The sequence below is a fragment of the Albidovulum sediminicola genome, from assembly GCF_025751575.1.
GTDB classification, from domain to species: Bacteria; Pseudomonadota; Alphaproteobacteria; order Rhodobacterales; family Rhodobacteraceae; genus Albidovulum; species Albidovulum sediminicola.
In genome coordinates this window covers 74,245-90,914 of the sequence record NZ_JAOWLA010000003.1, presented here as the reverse complement: position 1 = coordinate 90,914, position 16,670 = coordinate 74,245, and the positions used below count along the sequence as shown (strand labels likewise).

General features: G+C 66.3%; 19 protein-coding genes. 12 read left to right on the top strand and 7 right to left on the bottom strand.

What is annotated here, in order from left to right:
• Window positions 1–42: 42 nt before the first annotated feature.
• Window positions 43–2,211: a tetratricopeptide repeat-containing sulfotransferase family protein gene (locus OE647_RS04195; protein WP_263720410.1), complete on the top strand. Its 2,169-nt coding sequence runs from the start codon at window positions 43–45 to the stop codon at window positions 2,209–2,211.
• The gene (locus OE647_RS04190) at window positions 2,198–2,851 is read left to right on the top strand and encodes a YggS family pyridoxal phosphate-dependent enzyme (protein ID WP_263720409.1); all 654 of its coding nucleotides are present in this window, start codon (window positions 2,198–2,200) and stop codon (window positions 2,849–2,851) included. The genes OE647_RS04195 and OE647_RS04190 overlap by 14 nt, the downstream gene beginning before the upstream one ends.
• On the opposite strand, the gene OE647_RS04185 is transcribed toward OE647_RS04190, so the two are convergent.
• Together OE647_RS04185 and ribA are read right to left on the bottom strand one after the other, a co-directional pair.
• Window positions 2,842–3,321 (bottom strand): L,D-transpeptidase family protein, encoded by a 480-nt coding sequence (locus OE647_RS04185; protein ID WP_263720623.1) that lies wholly within the window; start codon window positions 3,319–3,321, stop codon window positions 2,842–2,844. The two genes, OE647_RS04190 and OE647_RS04185, sit on opposite strands and share 10 nt — an antisense overlap.
• Window positions 3,322–3,353: 32 nt before the next feature.
• Window positions 3,354–4,442 (bottom strand): GTP cyclohydrolase II, encoded by a 1,089-nt coding sequence (ribA, locus tag OE647_RS04180; RefSeq protein ID WP_263720408.1) that lies wholly within the window; start codon window positions 4,440–4,442, stop codon window positions 3,354–3,356.
• A 154-nt stretch (window positions 4,443–4,596) separates the two neighbouring features.
• Here ribA and OE647_RS04175 point away from each other — a divergent pair, with 154 nt between their 5' ends.
• Window positions 4,597–5,283 carry a response regulator transcription factor gene (locus OE647_RS04175; protein WP_263720407.1) on the top strand — a complete coding sequence of 229 codons (687 nt, stop codon included), beginning with the start codon at window positions 4,597–4,599 and terminating at the stop codon, window positions 5,281–5,283.
• Between the two features lie 123 nt (window positions 5,284–5,406).
• On the opposite strand, the gene OE647_RS04170 is transcribed toward OE647_RS04175, so the two are convergent.
• The gene (locus OE647_RS04170) at window positions 5,407–5,946 is read right to left on the bottom strand and encodes a hypothetical protein (RefSeq protein WP_263720406.1); all 540 of its coding nucleotides are present in this window, start codon (window positions 5,944–5,946) and stop codon (window positions 5,407–5,409) included.
• Between the two features lie 134 nt (window positions 5,947–6,080).
• Between OE647_RS04170 and OE647_RS04165 the strand changes: the two genes are divergently transcribed.
• Both OE647_RS04165 and OE647_RS04160 read left to right on the top strand, forming a co-directional pair.
• Window positions 6,081–6,869: an exodeoxyribonuclease III gene (locus OE647_RS04165; protein ID WP_263720405.1), complete on the top strand. Its 789-nt coding sequence runs from the start codon at window positions 6,081–6,083 to the stop codon at window positions 6,867–6,869.
• A gap of 91 nt (window positions 6,870–6,960) precedes the next feature.
• Window positions 6,961–7,770, top strand: coding sequence for a polysaccharide lyase (locus OE647_RS04160; RefSeq protein ID WP_263720404.1), 810 nt, complete (start codon window positions 6,961–6,963; stop codon window positions 7,768–7,770).
• A 77-nt stretch (window positions 7,771–7,847) separates the two neighbouring features.
• Here OE647_RS04160 and OE647_RS04155 read toward each other — a convergent pair whose 3' ends face one another.
• Window positions 7,848–9,125: a 4-aminobutyrate--2-oxoglutarate transaminase gene (locus OE647_RS04155; protein WP_263720403.1), complete on the bottom strand. Its 1,278-nt coding sequence runs from the start codon at window positions 9,123–9,125 to the stop codon at window positions 7,848–7,850.
• Between the two features lie 131 nt (window positions 9,126–9,256).
• On the opposite strand from OE647_RS04155, the gene OE647_RS04150 reads away from it, so the two are divergent.
• From OE647_RS04150 to OE647_RS04135, 4 genes are all read left to right on the top strand, one after another.
• Window positions 9,257–9,826 (top strand): cupin domain-containing protein, encoded by a 570-nt coding sequence (locus tag OE647_RS04150; protein WP_263720402.1) that lies wholly within the window; start codon window positions 9,257–9,259, stop codon window positions 9,824–9,826.
• Window positions 9,827–9,896: 70 nt separating this feature from the next.
• Window positions 9,897–10,562, top strand: a complete 666-nt coding sequence (pgsA, locus tag OE647_RS04145; RefSeq protein ID WP_263720401.1) for a CDP-diacylglycerol--glycerol-3-phosphate 3-phosphatidyltransferase — start codon at window positions 9,897–9,899, stop codon at window positions 10,560–10,562.
• Window positions 10,559–10,807: a molybdopterin converting factor subunit 1 gene (moaD, locus tag OE647_RS04140; RefSeq protein ID WP_263720400.1), complete on the top strand. Its 249-nt coding sequence runs from the start codon at window positions 10,559–10,561 to the stop codon at window positions 10,805–10,807. The genes pgsA and moaD overlap by 4 nt, the downstream gene beginning before the upstream one ends.
• A 1-nt stretch (window position 10,808) precedes the next feature.
• Entirely contained in the window at window positions 10,809–11,246 is a 438-nt protein-coding gene (locus OE647_RS04135) for a molybdenum cofactor biosynthesis protein MoaE (protein WP_263720399.1), read from the top strand.
• Between the two features lie 9 nt (window positions 11,247–11,255).
• Here OE647_RS04135 and OE647_RS04130 read toward each other — a convergent pair whose 3' ends face one another.
• The 3 genes from OE647_RS04130 to ubiA all read right to left on the bottom strand — a co-directional run bounded on the left by OE647_RS04130 (window position 11,256) and on the right by ubiA (window position 14,559).
• Window positions 11,256–11,585, bottom strand: coding sequence for a hypothetical protein (locus tag OE647_RS04130; RefSeq protein WP_263720398.1), 330 nt, complete (start codon window positions 11,583–11,585; stop codon window positions 11,256–11,258).
• Window positions 11,586–11,604: 19 nt separating this feature from the next.
• Window positions 11,605–13,527 carry an OmpA family protein gene (locus OE647_RS04125; RefSeq protein ID WP_263720397.1) on the bottom strand — a complete coding sequence of 641 codons (1,923 nt, stop codon included), beginning with the start codon at window positions 13,525–13,527 and terminating at the stop codon, window positions 11,605–11,607.
• A gap of 63 nt (window positions 13,528–13,590) precedes the next feature.
• Window positions 13,591–14,559, bottom strand: a complete 969-nt coding sequence (gene ubiA / locus OE647_RS04120) for a 4-hydroxybenzoate octaprenyltransferase (protein ID WP_263720396.1) — start codon at window positions 14,557–14,559, stop codon at window positions 13,591–13,593.
• A 12-nt stretch (window positions 14,560–14,571) separates the two neighbouring features.
• Between ubiA and OE647_RS04115 the strand changes: the two genes are divergently transcribed.
• From OE647_RS04115 to OE647_RS04105, 3 genes are read left to right on the top strand one after another with little or no spacing between them, the layout of a single operon-like run.
• Window positions 14,572–15,342, top strand: coding sequence for a 16S rRNA (uracil(1498)-N(3))-methyltransferase (locus OE647_RS04115; protein WP_263720395.1), 771 nt, complete (start codon window positions 14,572–14,574; stop codon window positions 15,340–15,342).
• Complete coding sequence (locus OE647_RS04110; protein WP_263720394.1) at window positions 15,339–16,118, top strand: hypothetical protein; 780 nt, start codon at window positions 15,339–15,341, stop codon at window positions 16,116–16,118. The genes OE647_RS04115 and OE647_RS04110 overlap by 4 nt, the downstream gene beginning before the upstream one ends.
• On the top strand, window positions 16,115–16,627 hold the full coding sequence (locus OE647_RS04105) for a hypothetical protein (RefSeq protein WP_263720393.1): 513 nt from the start codon (window positions 16,115–16,117) through the stop codon (window positions 16,625–16,627). Before OE647_RS04110 ends, OE647_RS04105 begins: the two co-directional genes overlap by 4 nt.
• Window positions 16,628–16,670 lie beyond the last annotated feature (43 nt).

Below are 16,670 nucleotides of genomic sequence, written 5' to 3'. Positions count from 1 at the left end.
ACGGTAAGTTCCGCCGAGAAAACCCAATAGCAAGATCGTTCCATGTCCGTGCTGACCGCCGACCAAATTCAATCGACCTACGCCCGCGCGATGAAACAGCAGTCGGAGAAGGCCTATGAGGCCGCGCTCCACACCTATGGCCGCATCCTGAAGACCAACCCAAATGTCGCCGAGGTGCATTTCCAGATCGGCCGCATCCTGTGCGACACCGACAAGGCGTCGCGCGCCATCCTGCACCTGCGCAAGGCGACCACCCTTCGCCCCAAGGAGCGGGCCGTCTGGATGGCGCTGGCCGACGCGATCGCCCTCGGCGGGACGGTGGAAGCCGAGAAGGAATTCCTCAAGGCGCTGAAAGACGCGCCGATCGACCCGGCCACCCGCGTTCAACTGCAAGACCGCTTCGGCGCGCGGCGGCGCCGGTCGCGCCCCGAGACGGGGGGCATGAATCGCGCGCAGATGCAGTCTCTGGTCGACCTGATCGAAGCGAAGCGGCCGGTTGAGGCCGAGAAGCTTGCCTCCCAGATGTTGCGGCAGTTTCCGAAATCCGCCATCGCCCACAACATCCTCGCCGCCGCGCAAGCGCTGCAAGGCAACAGGATGGGGGCGGAAGCGAGTTTCCGCGCGGCGCTGCGACTTGATCCGAACTACAGCGAGGCCTGGGAACATCTGGGCGGTCTTCTGCTATCCATGGAGCGCAAGCCGGAAGCCATGGAGTGTTTCCGCAAGGCCGTGAGCCTTTGCCCGGGGTCCATCTCGGCGGTTCTGACCTTGGCCAGCCTGCAGATCGACGCGGGGAACGCAGAGTCGGTCCTGCCACTTCTCGAAAGGCTCTCGGCTGAGAACGAGACCTCGCCCGAGATCTACAGTGTGCTGGGGAGTGCGCTCTCTCGCCTTCGAAAATACGAACCTGCCGAGCTTGTCGCCGGCCGCCTTGTCGAGATGATGGGGGACGCGGTGGATGCGCCCGCCCTTGCCTTCTGGGCTATAACGAAAACCAAGATCGGAGACGACGACAAGGCGCTTGAGATCTTTGACGCCGCGCTGCGCAAGGACCCGGATTCGCCCCGCGCCGTCAGCGGCAAGGCGCAGTTGCTGCAAACCCTCGGACGCTTCGATGAAGCCCGGGACCTGTTCCTCCACGCCTTCGACATCGACCCGAACAACGGCGAGAACTACCGGATGTTCTCGGCCTCCTACAAGGCGAAGCCGGGCGATCCGATGATCGAACGGATGGCGCAGAAGTTCGAGGACCCCACGCTTTCGGACAATGATCGGATGAACCTTGGCTTCGGCGTCTCCAAGCTCTTGGAGGATGCGAAGGACTACGATCGCGTCTTCAAGTATCTGAACGTCGCCAACGGGCTGATGCACAAGATCAACCCCTATGACATGGCCAAGCGCTACCACGACGTCGCGGCCCTGAAGGAGGCCTATGCGGCCTTCGACTGGAAGGCCGCAGACATTCCCGGCACGACGGATTTCGCGCCGATCTTCGTGACTGGCATGCCCCGCTCGGGAACGACGCTGATCGAGCAGATCATCTCCAGCCACTCTCGGGTCGAGGGGGCGGGCGAGGTCGGCGAAGCGGCGGCGGCGGCGCACAGCCTCGTGATGCTGCGCGGAAAGGTGCGCCCCATCGGATCGCTGAAGGATGAGGAGTTCGTCGCGCTCGGAACGGATTTCGAGAAGTACATCCGTGAGCGGTTTCCGACCGCGCCGCAGATCACCGACAAGTCCATCCAGTCCTACATGGCCCTGGGCTTGCTCAAGGTGGCCATGCCGAAGGCCAAGTTCGTGGTCGTGCGCAGGGACCCCCGGGACAACCTTCTGTCGATCTACAAGAACAAGTTCCCGGATGAGACGCATGCCTACGCCTACGACCAGCTCGATTTGGTGAAGGTCTACGGCACCTTCGTCGACATGGTCGATTTCTGGCGCGAGCATGTCCCGGACTGGTTCTACGAGGTCCAGTACGAAGACCTGATCGCCAATCCGGAAGAGGAAACGCGCAAGCTGATCGCGGCCTGCGGGCTGGAGTGGGAGGACGCCTGCCTCAGCTTCCACGAGAACAAGCGCAAGGTGCAGACGCTCAGCGTCTACCAGGTCCGCCAGCCGATCTCCAAGGCCTCCGTCGCGCTCTGGCAGCGCTACGAAAAGGATCTCAAACCCATGCTCGATGCGCTGCGCGAGGGCGGGTATGTCACTGACTGAGATCCGGAGCCGGATCGCGGCGGCAGAGAAGGCGGCGGGCCGGCCTGAGGGCTCCGTGACCCTCATCGCCGTGTCGAAGGTCCAGCCGCTCGACCGGGTCGAGGCGGTGCTGGAGGCCGGGCACCGGGTCTTCGGTGAAAACTACGTGCAGGAGGCCACTGGCAAATGGCCGGCGCTGCGCGATCGCTTCGGACCGGTCGAGCTGCACATGATCGGCCCCTTGCAGACCAACAAGGCCAAGGTCGCGGTCGATCTGTTCGACGCGATCCACACGCTTGACCGCCCCTCGCTTGCTGAAAAGCTGGCACGCCTTGCCGAGGCGCGGGGAAGCTGCCCGGCGCTTTTCGTACAGGTCAATACGGGGGAAGAGCCGCAGAAGGCGGGCGTGATGCCCTCGGACACCGACGGCTTCATCCGCGACTGCCGGGCGCTTGGCCTGCCGCTGGCGGGCGTGATGTGCATCCCGCCGGAGGAGGGCGACAGCCGCCCGCATTTCGCGATGCTGGCGCAGATCGCGGAACGCAACGGGCTTACCGGCCTGTCGATGGGCATGAGCGGCGATTTCGAGGCCGCGATTGCGGCTGGTGCCACCCATGTCCGCGTCGGCTCCGCCATCTTCGGCGCGCGCAACTACGGCTGAGGCCGGATCACCACCCGCGTTCCCGGTGCCGCATGCCGGGCCACGAACATAAGATCGGCACGCGACAGCGCGAGGCACCCGGCCGTCGGAAAGCCCGGTCGGCGCCATTGATGGATGAAGATCGCGGAGCCCTTGCCCGGCACCGCGTCAGGCCAGTTCCAGTCCAAGGGCAGGATCAGGTCGTAAAGCGGATCGGCCCGGCGCAGCCGTTCCTGGCTTTTCCCGAAGGGTTTGCGGACCAGATGGTTGTAGTCGGGATGGCCGGACGCGTCGCACCAGCGGTCTTCCAGCCGGATCGGAACGGCCCAGGGTGGTAGCGCGTCAGCCGCGATGCGGTCAGACCGGTAGAGCAGGCCGATCGTGCGGTGCAGGCCGACCGGCGTGGCGCCGTCGCCTTCCCGCTTGTCGGAACGGATGCCGCCGCGCCCCCATGTCACCGGAAACACCCGCCCGTGGAAGCGGAGCCCCATGGGTGTCAGCACAAGGTCACCGGCCCCACCGATCACAGAAGATGCCCGGATTTCGCGGCCTTGGTCGCAAGATAGGCATCGTTGTGCTGGGTCCGGCCCACCTTCAGCGGAACCCGTTCCGCAACCTTGATGCCCATCGCCTCCATCATCTTGATCTTGGCGGGGTTGTTGGTCAGCAACCGGACCGACGAAAAGCCCATCGACTTCAAGAGCCCCGCCCCCAGGCGGAAGTCGCGCTCGTCATCCTCGAAACCCAGGCGGTGGTTGGCCTCGACCGTATCGAATCCCTGATCCTGGAGCGAATAGGCCCGCATCTTGTTCGCCAGCCCGATCCCGCGCCCCTCCTGATTGAGGTAAAGCAGAACGCCCGCGCCCTCGGCCCCCATCTGTTGAAGCGCCGCGTTTAGCTGCGGACCGCAATCGCATTTCAGGCTGCCGAGCAGATCGCCGGTGAAACAAGCCGAATGCAACCGCGCCAGCACCGGCTTGTCACGCGGCGGCTGGCCGACTTCGATGACGTAGTGCTCCTCCCCCCCATCCTCGGGGCGGAAAACATGGAGCCGCCCGGCCTCGGCCGCGCGCATGGGCACCCGCGCCGCGATGACCGGGTGCAGCAGGGCGGCGCGCGACACCTCCGGCGCGACGATGTCGAGGTCGAGAAGCGTCAGCCCCTCCCGCTTCGCGATGTCGCGGCCATCGGCGACGTTCACGACCACGGCGGCGGGCAATAGGTGGGCGGACTTGGCCAGATGGATCGCGAAACGGTGCAGCGCAGCGTCGCCTGACCGTTCGCTGTGAAGTGGGCCCTTCATCGGCACGCGCAGATCGTCGGCGGGGTCCGCCACGCCGCGGATCCAGCCAAGGTCGGCATCCTCGGGCACCGCGATACGCGCAAGGTCGCCGTCATAGGCGCGCGCTTTCAGCGTCTCGGCCCGCCGCACGGTGATGGCGAGCGTGACGGCACCCAGGGCGCGCATCCCCGCCAGCCGCGCGGCGCCCAGTTCCTCTGCCGCGATGGCCACGGCGAAGCGGCCCGCCGCGCCCAAGACGACAGGGACGCCCATGCGCAGGTCGGCGCGGGCGCGGTTGAGTTGTTCCAGGGGTGTCAGGCCAAGGGGCATGGATCGTCCGTTCTTTCGCCCCCTAGATAGTCGCCCGCGAAGCAAATTGAAACATTTCCCGGCATACCGACAACTCCGTGTGAAATCCTGTTGCAAACCTTGCCCGGGGCGCCCTCTGCGCGCATCTGGAAGGGAGTGAAACGGAGGGCATGCCTTGGTCAACCTCAAGAAAATTCTTCTGGTCGATGACGACGACGACCTGCGGGAGGCGCTGGCGGAGCAATTGGTGATGACCGAGGACTTCGACGTCTTCGAAGCCGCCAACGGCGCCGAGGCGATCGAGAAGGTCAAGGCCGGGATCTACGACCTCGCCATTCTCGACGTGGGGCTTCCCGACACCGACGGTCGGGAGCTTTGCAAGCGCATGCGCAAGCAGGGCGTCAAATGCCCCATCGTCATGCTGACCGGCCATGACAGCGACGCGGACACGATCCTCGGGCTGGATGCCGGTGCGAATGACTATGTCTCCAAGCCGTTCAAGTTCCCGGTGCTTCTGGCGCGGTTGCGCGCCCAGCTGCGCACCCATGAACAGTCCGAGGACGCCGTCTTCCAGCTTGGGCCCTATACCTTCAAGCCGTCGATGAAGATGCTGATCGACGAGAGGGAGCGCAAGATCCGCCTGACCGAGAAGGAAACCAATATCCTGAAGTTCCTCTACCGCGCCTCCGAGGGCGTGGTGCCACGGGATGTTCTCCTGCACGAGGTTTGGGGCTACAATGCCGGTGTGACTACGCACACCCTGGAAACGCACATTTATCGCCTGCGACAGAAAATAGAGCCAGATCCGTCAAACGCTCGCCTTCTTGTTACGGAATCTGGTGGATATAGGCTGGTGGCGTAAACAATCGAATCCCCTTGCCGCATCGGGGTCATGATGCGGCATCCTCCCTGTTGGACTGACCCGGGCACCGCCCGGGTCTTTTTTGTGGAAGGGCCCGCGCTTTGGGTGCCGGGGCGCGCGATCTCAGGGCGCGGGGCGCACCGTCGCCTCGGGCATGTTCACCGAGGCGAGGAAGGGATAGGCGATGGCCGCGAACTGCTGACGCTCCGGCCCGTCGATCCGCAGGAAGTACCAGGCGTCGTCCTCCTTGACCGCCAGAAGCGGCTGTTCGTTGATCGTCGAGATGCCGTTCGCGGTCGCGGTAAAGCGGGTGGGGATCAGCACCCAGGTCACCGTGCTGCCGTCCGGCATGGTGCCGTCCTCGGCCTTCAGCTTCGACTTTCCGGCGGCCAGATCGGTGAAGGTGCTGCCTTTCATCAGGGTCGCGGTCTGTTCGGTCAGGACCTCCGTCAGCTTCGAAACCTCGGTCCCCGAAGCCCCGGCGAAGACGTTGAGGATGCGGGGCGGCATGGTGGCGACGATCTTTTCGGCATTGCCCGCGCCGATCGCATCCAGATAGGCATCGACCGAAACCGAGAGGCTTTCGGCCTCTTCCCCGGTCAGCGGGCGGGCCTGGGCGGGAAGGGCGAGGACGAGCGACAGAAGGATGGCGGCCAGACGCATGGGGGCACTCCGTTGACAGTACCGCCGATCTTGCACGGGCGGACGGCGGCCTCAAGCCCCCCCTTGGCGGGGCGGGCGCATTGCCGCCCGTGAACGGGGCCGTTAAGGTCGCGCCGGAAGAACAGGAGATGACCATGCCCTTCACCCTTGCCACCTGGAACATCAACTCCGTCCGCCTGCGCGAGGGGCTGGTTGCGAAACTCCTGTCCGAGGAGGCGCCGGACGTTCTCTGCCTTCAGGAATGCAAGAGCCCGGTGGAGAAGATCCCGACGGAGGCGTTCCAAGCCCTGGGTTACACCCACATGGTCGCGCGCGGCCAGAAGGGCTACAACGGCGTGGCGATCCTGTCGAAACTTCCCCTGAGGGAGGTCGCGGCCTTCGACTTTGCCGATCTCGGCCATGCCCGCCATGTCGCGGCGGAACTGGAGAACGGAGTCACCGTCCACAACTTCTACGTCCCCGCGGGCGGCGACATCCCCGACCGGGCGCAGAACGAGAAGTTCGGCCAGAAGCTCGACTACGTCGCCGCCATGCGCGACTGGGCGCATCGGGAGGCGCCGAAGAAGTCGATCCTGGTGGGCGATCTCAACATCGCCCCGCGCGAGGACGACGTCTGGAACCACAAGCAGCTTCTGAAGATCGTCAGCCACACGCCGGTCGAGACCGAGCTTCTGAACGACGCCATCGCGGCGGGGAACTGGGTCGACGTGACGCGGCAGGACATCCCCGAGGGGCTGCTTTACAGCTGGTGGTCCTACCGCGCCGCGGACTGGGATGCAGCCGACAAGGGCCGCAGGCTGGACCATGTCTGGGCCACGCCCGACATCTCGAACGCCGCGCATGGCAGCCGCGTGCTGCGCGCCGCGCGGGGGTGGGAACAGCCTTCGGACCACGCGCCGGTCTTCGCAAGCTTCGACCTTTGATCCGTTGCGCCGTGGGGGGAAGAAACTTGCCTTCCCCGCGCCGTCCGGCAGAATGGATACGGGTTGGTCAAGGCCTGCTTTCGAGACGCAGGTGAAGAAGAGGAGCATTGACCGCACCATGCCAAGGGCACTTCGCATTTGCGCATTTGTCTGGGCGGCTCTCGCCGCAGGGGTGTCAGCGCCCGCCTGGGGGCAGAATTTCAAGCCCTATGCGCTGAACGGCGAGAACCCCAAGCGGGCCGGTGGCACCTGGACAATGACCCTCACGGAAGGGCTCTGCCAGGACGTGAAGTACGGCGATGGCCGAGGAGAGAGTGATTGCGGCAACGGCAACCTGCGCTCTCAGCTTCAGGGGCCGGACATTGCCCCGGGCCGCGAGGTCGAATATGCTTTCGATGTCTTCGTGCCCAAATCCTTTGAGTATCGGGAAAGCCTCAAGTACCGGACCCGCGGCAGCGTCGAAATCGCTGGCTGGCAGCATATTCGCGCGATCAAGAATCACCTCTTTGAAATGAACCTGAAGGGTGGCGGGGTAACGTTCGAGGACCACCTCTGCTTCGACAGGAAGCGTTTCGGGGCCTGGAATTCCGTCCGGGTGCTGGTGAAATGGTCACTCCGCGAGGACGGGTTCCTGCGGGTGCTGTGCAACGGGAAGCAGGTCTATGCGCTGGCCGGACAAACTCTGATCCCGCCCGCCTGCGGAACCAGCGCGAAGACGAACTGTCATGTCGACAAGCTTGCGCACCGCAACCCGATCCGCTGGGTGATCGGCCCCTGGTATCGGGGTTTCGGATCAGACTGGAAAGACTACGGCAGAGCCAGCCCTTTTCTGCCCTTCCCGCGCAATGGCATCTCGATAAAGGTTCGCAACCTCTATCAAGGCAAGCTGCGGAACAGCTGACCTGTCTGCGGGACTTTGCGAATGAAGACGGCCGCCACATCAGGGTGGCGGCCGTCGCTTTCTTGGCTTGGCGCGGATCAGGCCGCGCGGGCCGCGCGCATGGCTTCTTCCAGCTTGCCCAGCGCCTCGGTGAAGACGCCGTCCTGGATCGTAATCGGCGACAGGAAGCGGATGACGTTGCCATGCACGCCGCAGGTCAGAAGCAGAAGCCCGCGCTTGAGCGCCTCGGTCCGCACCTTGTTGGCGAAATCGGCGGAGGGCTTGCCGGTCGTCGCATCGTTGAACTCGACCGCGTTCATGAAGCCGGGGCCGCGGATGTCGACGATCTCGGGGATGTCGCCGCGCAGCGATTCCAGGTGCTGCTTGAGACGCGAGCCAAGCTGGTTTGCGCGGTCGCACAGGCCCTCTTCCTCGATCACGTCGAGCACCGCGTTGGCCGCGGCGATACCCATCGGGCTGCCGCCGTAGGTGCCGCCCAGACCGCCCGGCGCGGGGGCGTCCATGACCTCGGCCCGGCCGGTGACGGCGGCCAGCGGGAAGCCGCCCGCAAGTGCCTTGGCCATGGTCATCAGGTCGGGTTCGACGTCGTGATGCTCCATCGCGAACATCTTGCCGGTGCGGGCGAAGCCGGTCTGCACCTCATCCGCGATCAGCAGAATCCCGTGTTCATCGCAGATCGCGCGCAGCGCCTTGAAGAATTCGCGCGGCGCCTCGTAGAAGCCACCCTCGCCCTGCACGGGCTCAAGGATGATCGCGGCCACGCGCTTGGGATCGACATCGGCCTTGAAGAGGTAGTTGAGCGTGTCCAGCGATTGCTGCACCGAAACGCCATGCAGCCCGACCGGGAAGGGAACGTGGAAGACATCGTTCGGCATCGCGCCGAAGCCGACCTTGTAGGGCACGACCTTGCCGGTCAGCGCCATGCCCATGAAGGTCCGGCCATGGAAGGCGCCGGTGAAGGCGACGACCGCCTGGCGGCCGGTCGCAGAGCGCGCGATCTTGATCGCGTTCTCGACCGCCTCGGCGCCGGTGGTGACGAAGATCGACTTCTTCTCGCCCGAGATCGGGACGATCGTGTTCAGCCGCTCGGCCAGGCGCACGTAGTTTTCATACGGCACGACCTGGTGGCAGGTATGGGTGAAGTGATCGAGCTGGTCCTTGACCGCCTCGATCACCTTGGGGTGGCGGTGGCCGGTGTTGACGACCGCGATCCCCGCGGCGAAGTCGATGTAGCGGTTGCCTTCCTTGTCCCAGATCTCGGCGTTTTCAGCCTTGTCCACGAATATCTGGGTCATCACGCCGACGCCGCGCGACATGGCGGACTTGCGGCGGGCTTCGATCTCGGCATTCTGCATGGCGGCCTCCTTGGCGAAATTTGCGCGCATCCTTACAGAAGCCGCGATCAATGATCAATATTGCGAATTGATGCCTAATAAATTTATCATTATGAATGGTCGGTGGATGGTCGGTGCTTCGGAGATGCGGGATGGAATTTGATACCGGGGCGCGGCTGAAGGAGGAGCGGGAACGACGCCGCCTGTCCCAGCGCCAGCTTGCCGCCGCGACCGGCGTGACCGGCGGCATGATCTCCCTGATCGAGCAGAATCGTACCAGCCCCTCGATCGCGACGCTGAAGAAGATCCTGGTCGGGCTCGACATCACGCTCAGCGATTTCTTCGCGACACCAGAGGAATCCGGGCCGAAATGGTGCTTTCGCAAGCATGAACTGCGCGAGATCACTCCCTTCGCCAAGCGGGGCGAAACCGAGGGCGGCGTCAACTTCCGCCAGATCGGGCGGCCGGGGGCCAGCGCGATCCAGATGCTTTACGAAACCTATACGCCCGGCGCCGACACCGGCCCCGACCTTTACAGCCACGACGCGGAAGAGGCGGGGATCGTCTTGTCGGGCCGCATCAGCGTGACCGTCGGATCCGAGACGCAGGTGCTGGAGGCCGGCGACGGCTACCTCTTCAACAGCCGCACGCCGCACCGGTTCCAGAACCCGGGCCCCGACGACTGCGTGGTGGTGTCGGCCTGCACCCCACCGACCTTCTGATCAGGCGGGTGCCCTCGCGCCTCTCCGACCCCCCTTCCCCCCGCCGCGCCGTCCCGCTAGGTTGCCAGCCATGAGATGGACGATCCCGAATAGCCTCACGGTCCTGCGCCTGCTCGCCGCGCCCGGCGTCGCGGTGATGTTTCTTTATTTCCATCGCCCCTTGGCCGATTGGTTCGCGCTGGCGCTTTTCGTGTCGGCGGCCGTCACAGATTATTTCGACGGCTACCTGGCGCGGCTCTGGAAGCAGGAATCGAAGTTCGGCGCGATGCTGGACCCGATCGCGGACAAGGCGATGGTGGTGATCGCGATCATGGTGATTACCGGCTATTCCGGCATGAACCCCTGGCTGATCCTGCCTGCGACCGTGATCCTCTTCCGTGAGGTCTTCGTCTCCGGCCTCAGGGAGTTTCTGGGCAGCAAGGCGGGGCTTCTCAAGGTCACCAAGCTCGCGAAGTGGAAGACGACCGCCCAGATGATCGCCATCGCGATCCTGTTTCTGGGAACCGGGCTTGAACATCTGGAAGGGATCGCCCGGCGCGGTATGACGATGGAACAATATGCCGCGCTGGTCGAGCAGGGCTTGGCCGACCCAATCCGTAGCTGCGGGACGCGGGGCTGCTCCTCGATCGCGACGATGGTGGGACTTGCGGTCATCTGGGTCGCGGCGATCCTGACATTCCTGACCGGGTGGGAATATTTCCGCAAGGCCCTGCCGTTCCTGAGGGATGACGCATGATCGAGGTTCTCTATTTCGCCTGGGTGCGCGAACGCATCGGCCTGCCGCGCGAAAAGGTCGCGACCAATGCCGCGACGGTCGCCGAGCTTGTCGAGGAACTGCGCGCGCGCGAAGAGCGCTACGCGCTGGCGTTCTCGGACCTCAGGGCGCTGCGCGTGGCGCTGGACCAGCGGCTTTCGGATTTCTCCGCGCCTCTGGAAGGGGTGCGGGAGGTCGCGTTCTTCCCGCCCATGACAGGAGGCTAGGATGGACATCCGCGTTCAGCAGGAAGCCTTCGACTACGGCGCCGAATGCGGGCGTTTCGGCCAGGGCGACGGCCAAGCGGGCGCGGTCGTGACCTTCCTCGGGCTCGTGCGCGGCAGCGGCGGCCTGTCGCGGATGGAGATTGAACACTATCCCGGCATGACCGAAAGCGCGCTGGCCAAGATCGCGGCAGAGGCCGAGGCACGCTGGTCTCTCGCGGACGTGCTGATCATTCACCGCCATGGGCCCCTTGCGCCCGGCGAGGCGATCATGATGGTCGCGACCGCCGCGCGGCACCGCAAGGCGGCCTTTGAGGCGGCGGAATTCCTGATGGACTACCTCAAGTCCCGCGCGCCGTTCTGGAAGAAGGAATTCGGCGCCGACGGCGCCGAATGGGTCGCCGCGAAGGATGAGGACGAAGCCGCGCTGGACCGCTGGTAGCCCCGGCACTCAACCGGCAGCGTTGGTCCGTTCGATATAGTCCCGCAGTTCCTCCGACTCCGCCCGGGCGATCCTGAGCCCCTCCATCGCCGCGCGCAGTTCGGCCTCGCATTGCGACAGCTTGCGGATCAGTTCCTGCTCACGCTCCTCCAGGTAGGCGAGCGCCCGGTCGCGTGCCTCCTCGGCCTCGTGCAGTTCATGCGCCATCTGCTCCAGCTCGCCCATGCCCGCGTGCGTGACGCGGGTCAGGCGGTGAAAGAGCCAGGACACGAACCACCCCAGGAGGAAGGCCAGGAAGAGCACGATCGCCGTGGCGATGATGAAGTCGGTCCTGTTCACGTCCCGGGCCTCCCTGCCCTCAGTCGCTGGTCTTGGGCGTCTCGGCGCCGGGTGCTTCCGGGCGCTTCAGGGGCCGCGGCGTGTCGGGGCCGGGCACCAGCGCCATGGGCACCACCGTACCGTCTTCGGCGACGGTGAGAAGCCGGAATTCAATGCGGCGGTTCTGTTCTCGGCCCTCTTCGGTGTCATTCGAAGCGATCGGGATGGTTTCGCCGTACCCGACCGCCGTCAGGTTGCCGGTCAGCACCCGACGCACCATCAGCGCCTGCACGACCGACTGCGCCCGCGCCTTCGAAAGATTCAGGTTCATCTCGTCGCTGCCCTGGCTGTCGGTATGCCCGGCCACCTCGATCGGCGCGTCGGCGCAGTCCTTGAGATACCCCGCAATGGCATCGAGCGTCGGGTTCGCCGAGGGCGCAATGCGGGCCGAGCCGGGCTCGAAATCGATCTTGTGCTCGGCCAGGGCGGCGGTGATGTCCGCAACGCAGTCCTCGGGCGAGGCCACCGGAACCTCCGCCTCCACGACGGGCACATAGGAAATGTCGATCTGGAGCTTCTGCGCCTCGCCCAGCTTGTCCGACAGGAGGCGCGCGACATCGTCGCGGGCGTCGGGCTGGTCGGTGGTTCCGGAAATGATCACGCGGTCGGCCCGCACCCGGACCTGCCCGGACTTGAGGTGGCCCAGCGCCTCCAGCGCCGCCAGGACCCGGATCGACCAACCCTTGGGCAGGTCTTCGTCTAGCCGCGTCGCGGCATAGACGGCGGCCGCCCCGAAACGGGACCGCGCGTAGCTTTCCACCGCCTCGCGCGCCAGCGGATCGGGCACCCGTCCGCGAAGCTCCACCCCGCCATCTTCCTTCAGGACCGCAGCGAACTCGGCAACACCCTCCGGCTTGTCCTGGTCGGTCTCGGGCGGGGTCAGCACGGCATGCAGCGAAAACACCTCGGGCAGGTTCGATTCGAGCTCCCCCACCACCTTGTCGAAAAGGTCCTGGGGTACCGTGGCGTCCGCCACCAGGGCCACATCCGCATCCGAATAGGTGATGACCGCCTTGCCCAGTTCCGCCACGGCCGCGATGCCCATTGACACGGCCCTTTCCCACTCCGGACTCGGCACGCCAAGACCAATCGTGCAGGTGGCCTTGCCCGCCAGCCCGGCCTTGGTCGCGGCAGCGACGATACGGTCGCGCGCGCGTTCGTTATTGGCCGAACAGGCGTCGAAGCGGGCACCGGCATCGTCCATGACGAATCGCAGCGTGAACGGCGCGATCACCGGCCGGGGCGCCGAAATGTCGAGGGCGAGCTGAACCCCCTCGGGCTTGCCGCGCTGCAACTGCGTCTCGATGCGCGCCTTTTCAGCGGCGCTGTTGGTGATCGCCATGACTGCCACGCGGCTTGCGGTGACCGAGATCTTGGAGCGCGGCAGCGACTCCATCGCCTTCAGGCCGAATTCCACGGCGGCCGGCCAGCCCTCCGGCTCCGGATGTTCGGAGGTTTCGAGCATGTCGGTGACCTGGCCCTCGCCCGCGAGATCCGCGAGCCGCTCGACCACCGCGCTGTGCGCGTCCTCGGAGGGGACGAGGCCGATCAGCGAAATACCGTCGCCGTTGCGCAGGATCTCAAGCGTGAACTCCGGCAGGCCCAGCGCGGAGGGATCGACCACATCCATCGCATCGAGGACACGGCGACCATCGACCACGGTTCCGGCCGCCGTCAGCGCGCGAAACCGCAGCGCCTCGCTCGGCGCCATGCCGGTCAGCGTCACCTGCAGCCCGTCCACGCTGACTTCGGCCCAGTCGTAACCGCCCTGGTCGAGCGCGGCGCGGACCGCGCGTGCCGAGCGACTCTCGATGGCATGGGCCGCCCAGACCGCCGCCAGAATCGACAAGAGCGCCGCAACGGCAAAGGCGCCGGCGCCGATCGCATTGGGGGGCAGTTTCATCCGGCGGATATCCTCGCGGGAAAGGGAACGCCCCCTCTTACGGTCCGATGCGGGCTGGATCAATCAAAGGAACCCCGCGCAGGCAAGAAACAGCGCAGGCAGAAGGCCCGCGTCCCGGTTGGCGCGGAAGAGCCGCAGGCAGGTGTCCGGGTTGTCGATATCGAGCCGCGTCATCTGCCAGAAGAGGTGCCAGCCAAGTGCCCAGGGTGCGGCCAGCGCGACGATCAGCGTCAGAACGCCCGAACTGGACCCCAGCGCCAGCACCACCGCCAGCCCCATCAAGCAGACCGCGGCGACCAGGAACCGGGCCAGCCATTTGCCGGTCTCGGCGCCGAAGAGCCGCGCGGTCGACTTCACGCCGATCAGCACGTCGTCTTCCTTGTCCTGATGCGCGTAGATCGTGTCGTAGAAGAGCGTCCAGGCAATTCCGGCCGCGTAAAGCAGCCAGGCGGGCAGGCCGGGCCAGGTGCCGGTATGCGCGGACCAGGCGACGATGGCGCCCCAGTTGAAGGCCAAGCCCAGGACGGCCTGCGGCCACCAGGTGAACCGCTTGGCGAAGGGATAAAGCGCGACGATTCCCAGCGACGAGACGCCAAGGATCACCGCGGTCCAGTCGAAGCTCAGCAGGATCAGGCCCGCGACGGCCATCTGGGCGAACATCCAGCCGATCGCCTGCTTGACCGAGACCTGGCCCGAAGGGATGGGCCGCGACCGCGTGCGCGCCACTGCCGCGTCGAACTCCCGGTCGGTAATGTCGTTCCAGGTGCAGCCCGCACCGCGCATCAGCCAGGCGCCCAGCGCGCATCCCGCGGCGATCCAGATGTCGGCCAACCGCCAGCCGTCGACCGCCGCCGCCAGCGCCAGCCCCCACCAGCAGGGGAGTAACAGCAGCCAGGTCCCGATCGGCCGGTCCGCCCGGCTGAGCCGCAGATAGGGGCGGGCGAACTCCGGTGCCAGCCGGTCGACCCAGTTACCCCGGACGGCGTCAGACACCTGCCCGTCAGGCTCTGGCTTTTGCGTGCGCGGGGTCATAAGTTCGGCCTCATGTCGTCAGCGAAGATCAGGCTTTGTGTAGACCAACCGCTTGGCCCGGGGCAATCGCTTCCCCTGTCCGAGGCGCAGGCGCATTACCTTTTCGGCGTGATGCGCGAAGCGGTGGGAAGCCGTGTTCTGGTTTTCAACGGCCGCGACGGCGAATGGCTCGCCGAGGTGACGGAGGCCGGCAAGCGCAAGGGCAGCCTGGCCTGCGTCGCGCAGACGAAGGCGCAGCGCGGCCTTCCCGACCTTTGGCTGATGTTCGCCCCGGTCAAGAAGGCGCGCACCGATTTCATCGTGGAAAAGGCGGTGGAGCTTGGCGCGGCCCGGATCGTGCCGATCTCCACCGAATATACCAATGCCGAACGCCTGCGCCGCGACAAGGCCGAGGCGCATGTGCGCGAGGCGGCCGAGCAGTGCGGCGCCCTCAACCTGCCCGAAGTGACCGAAATCGCGCCGCTGGCGAAGCTTCTGGCGGGCTGGGACCCGGCGCGGCGCATCCTCTGGGCGGACGAGGACGCGGCGGGCCAGTCACCGGCGCTTGCTGCACTCGTCGCGGAGGCCCCCGGCCCCTGGGCGATCCTGATCGGGCCGGAGGGCGGGTTTTCCCCGGCGGAACGCGTAGAGCTCCGCGCGCTCCCGTTCGTGCGGCCCGTGGCGCTTGGTCCCCGCATCCTCAGGGCGGAAACGGCGGCGCTCGCGGCGCTTGTCCTGTGGCAAGCGGCGCTTGGCGATTGGGCGCAGACGCCGGAGGACGCGGCGGCCGAGGCCGGATCGTGACACCGCCCAGGCTTTTCGTGTTGACGGCGCGTGACTGCGGACAGGCGGTGATCCTGCGCCGCGGACCGGCGCGCAGGGTCGCCACGATCGGCTGGGACCGCGATACCAACGGATTCGAGACCGGCCAGTGGCTGAAGGGGCGGATCTACGAACACCGCTCCGACCTGTCGCCGAACGGGCGGCACCTGATCGTCTTTGCCGGCAAGGGCGGATCGCATTGGTGGACGGCGGTGTCGCGCGCACCCTGGCTGAGCGCGATCGCCTTTCTGGGGCAAGGCAGCACCTGGGGCGGGGGCGGCGTCTTTCCCGCGCCCGGCACGGTCTGGCTGAACGGGGGCGGGCCGCTAGAGGGCCTGCCCGGGGGCGAACTGAGCCAGGCCCCCGCGAACGCCTGGCCGCATTCGACCGACGGGTTTCACATGGGCGCCAGCTTTGCCGCGTCGATGCAGGCGCGGGGATGGCGCCATGCGGGCGGCGAACGCTACGATGCGCGGCTATTGCGCGACCTGCCCTGGGGCGGGCAACTTGAACTGAGTTTCGCCCTCGGCGCGCGCGACAGGGCGCTGATCTCCAACCGCTACGCGGTGATCGACGCCAATGGGGCTCGCCGCCCCACGGACTGGGAATGGGCCGATACTTGGCGGGGGTGGCTGCAATACGCAGCGCAGGGCTGCCTGTGGGAACGGACGCAGGACGGCCCGGCACGGCGGATCGCGGATTTCACCGCCATGACCTATGAGGAACGCAGGGCCCCCTATGCCGAGGCGCGGGCATGAGCTTCGTGCGGCCCGACCTGATGGCCCGATTCGCGCCCTGGCGCGAGGCCGCGGCCGCCTTCGCGGTCGTGGCGCTTGGGCTCTGGCTGATCTGGCTGGGCGGCTACCTTCTGGTGCCGCTCGGGGTGGTTGTCGGCGGCCTCGGCCTGGCCTGGGCCGTGATCGCCATCCGCCGCCGCCGGTTCGGGCGCAGGGTCGAGGCGCCCGGCATGGTCGAGGTCGACGAGGGCCAGATCGGCTATCTCGGCCCCACCTTCGGCGGCTATGTCGCGGTGCGCGAGCTTTCGGAGATCCGCCTGATCGACATCCAGGCCCGGCGGCACTGGCGGCTCAGGCAGGCGGACGGCCAGGTCCTGCTGATCCCCGTCGCCGCCGCGGGGGCGGAGCGTCTTTACGACGCATTCGCGGTGCTGCCCGGCATCGATCTGGGTGCGCTTTCGCGCGCACTTGATGCGCGCGAAAGCACAGAGATCCTGTGGCGGCGCCCCGCGCACGCGGCCTTGACTTGACCCTGCCGATGCGCCTCTCTATGCGGCCTTGAAGCAGAACCCA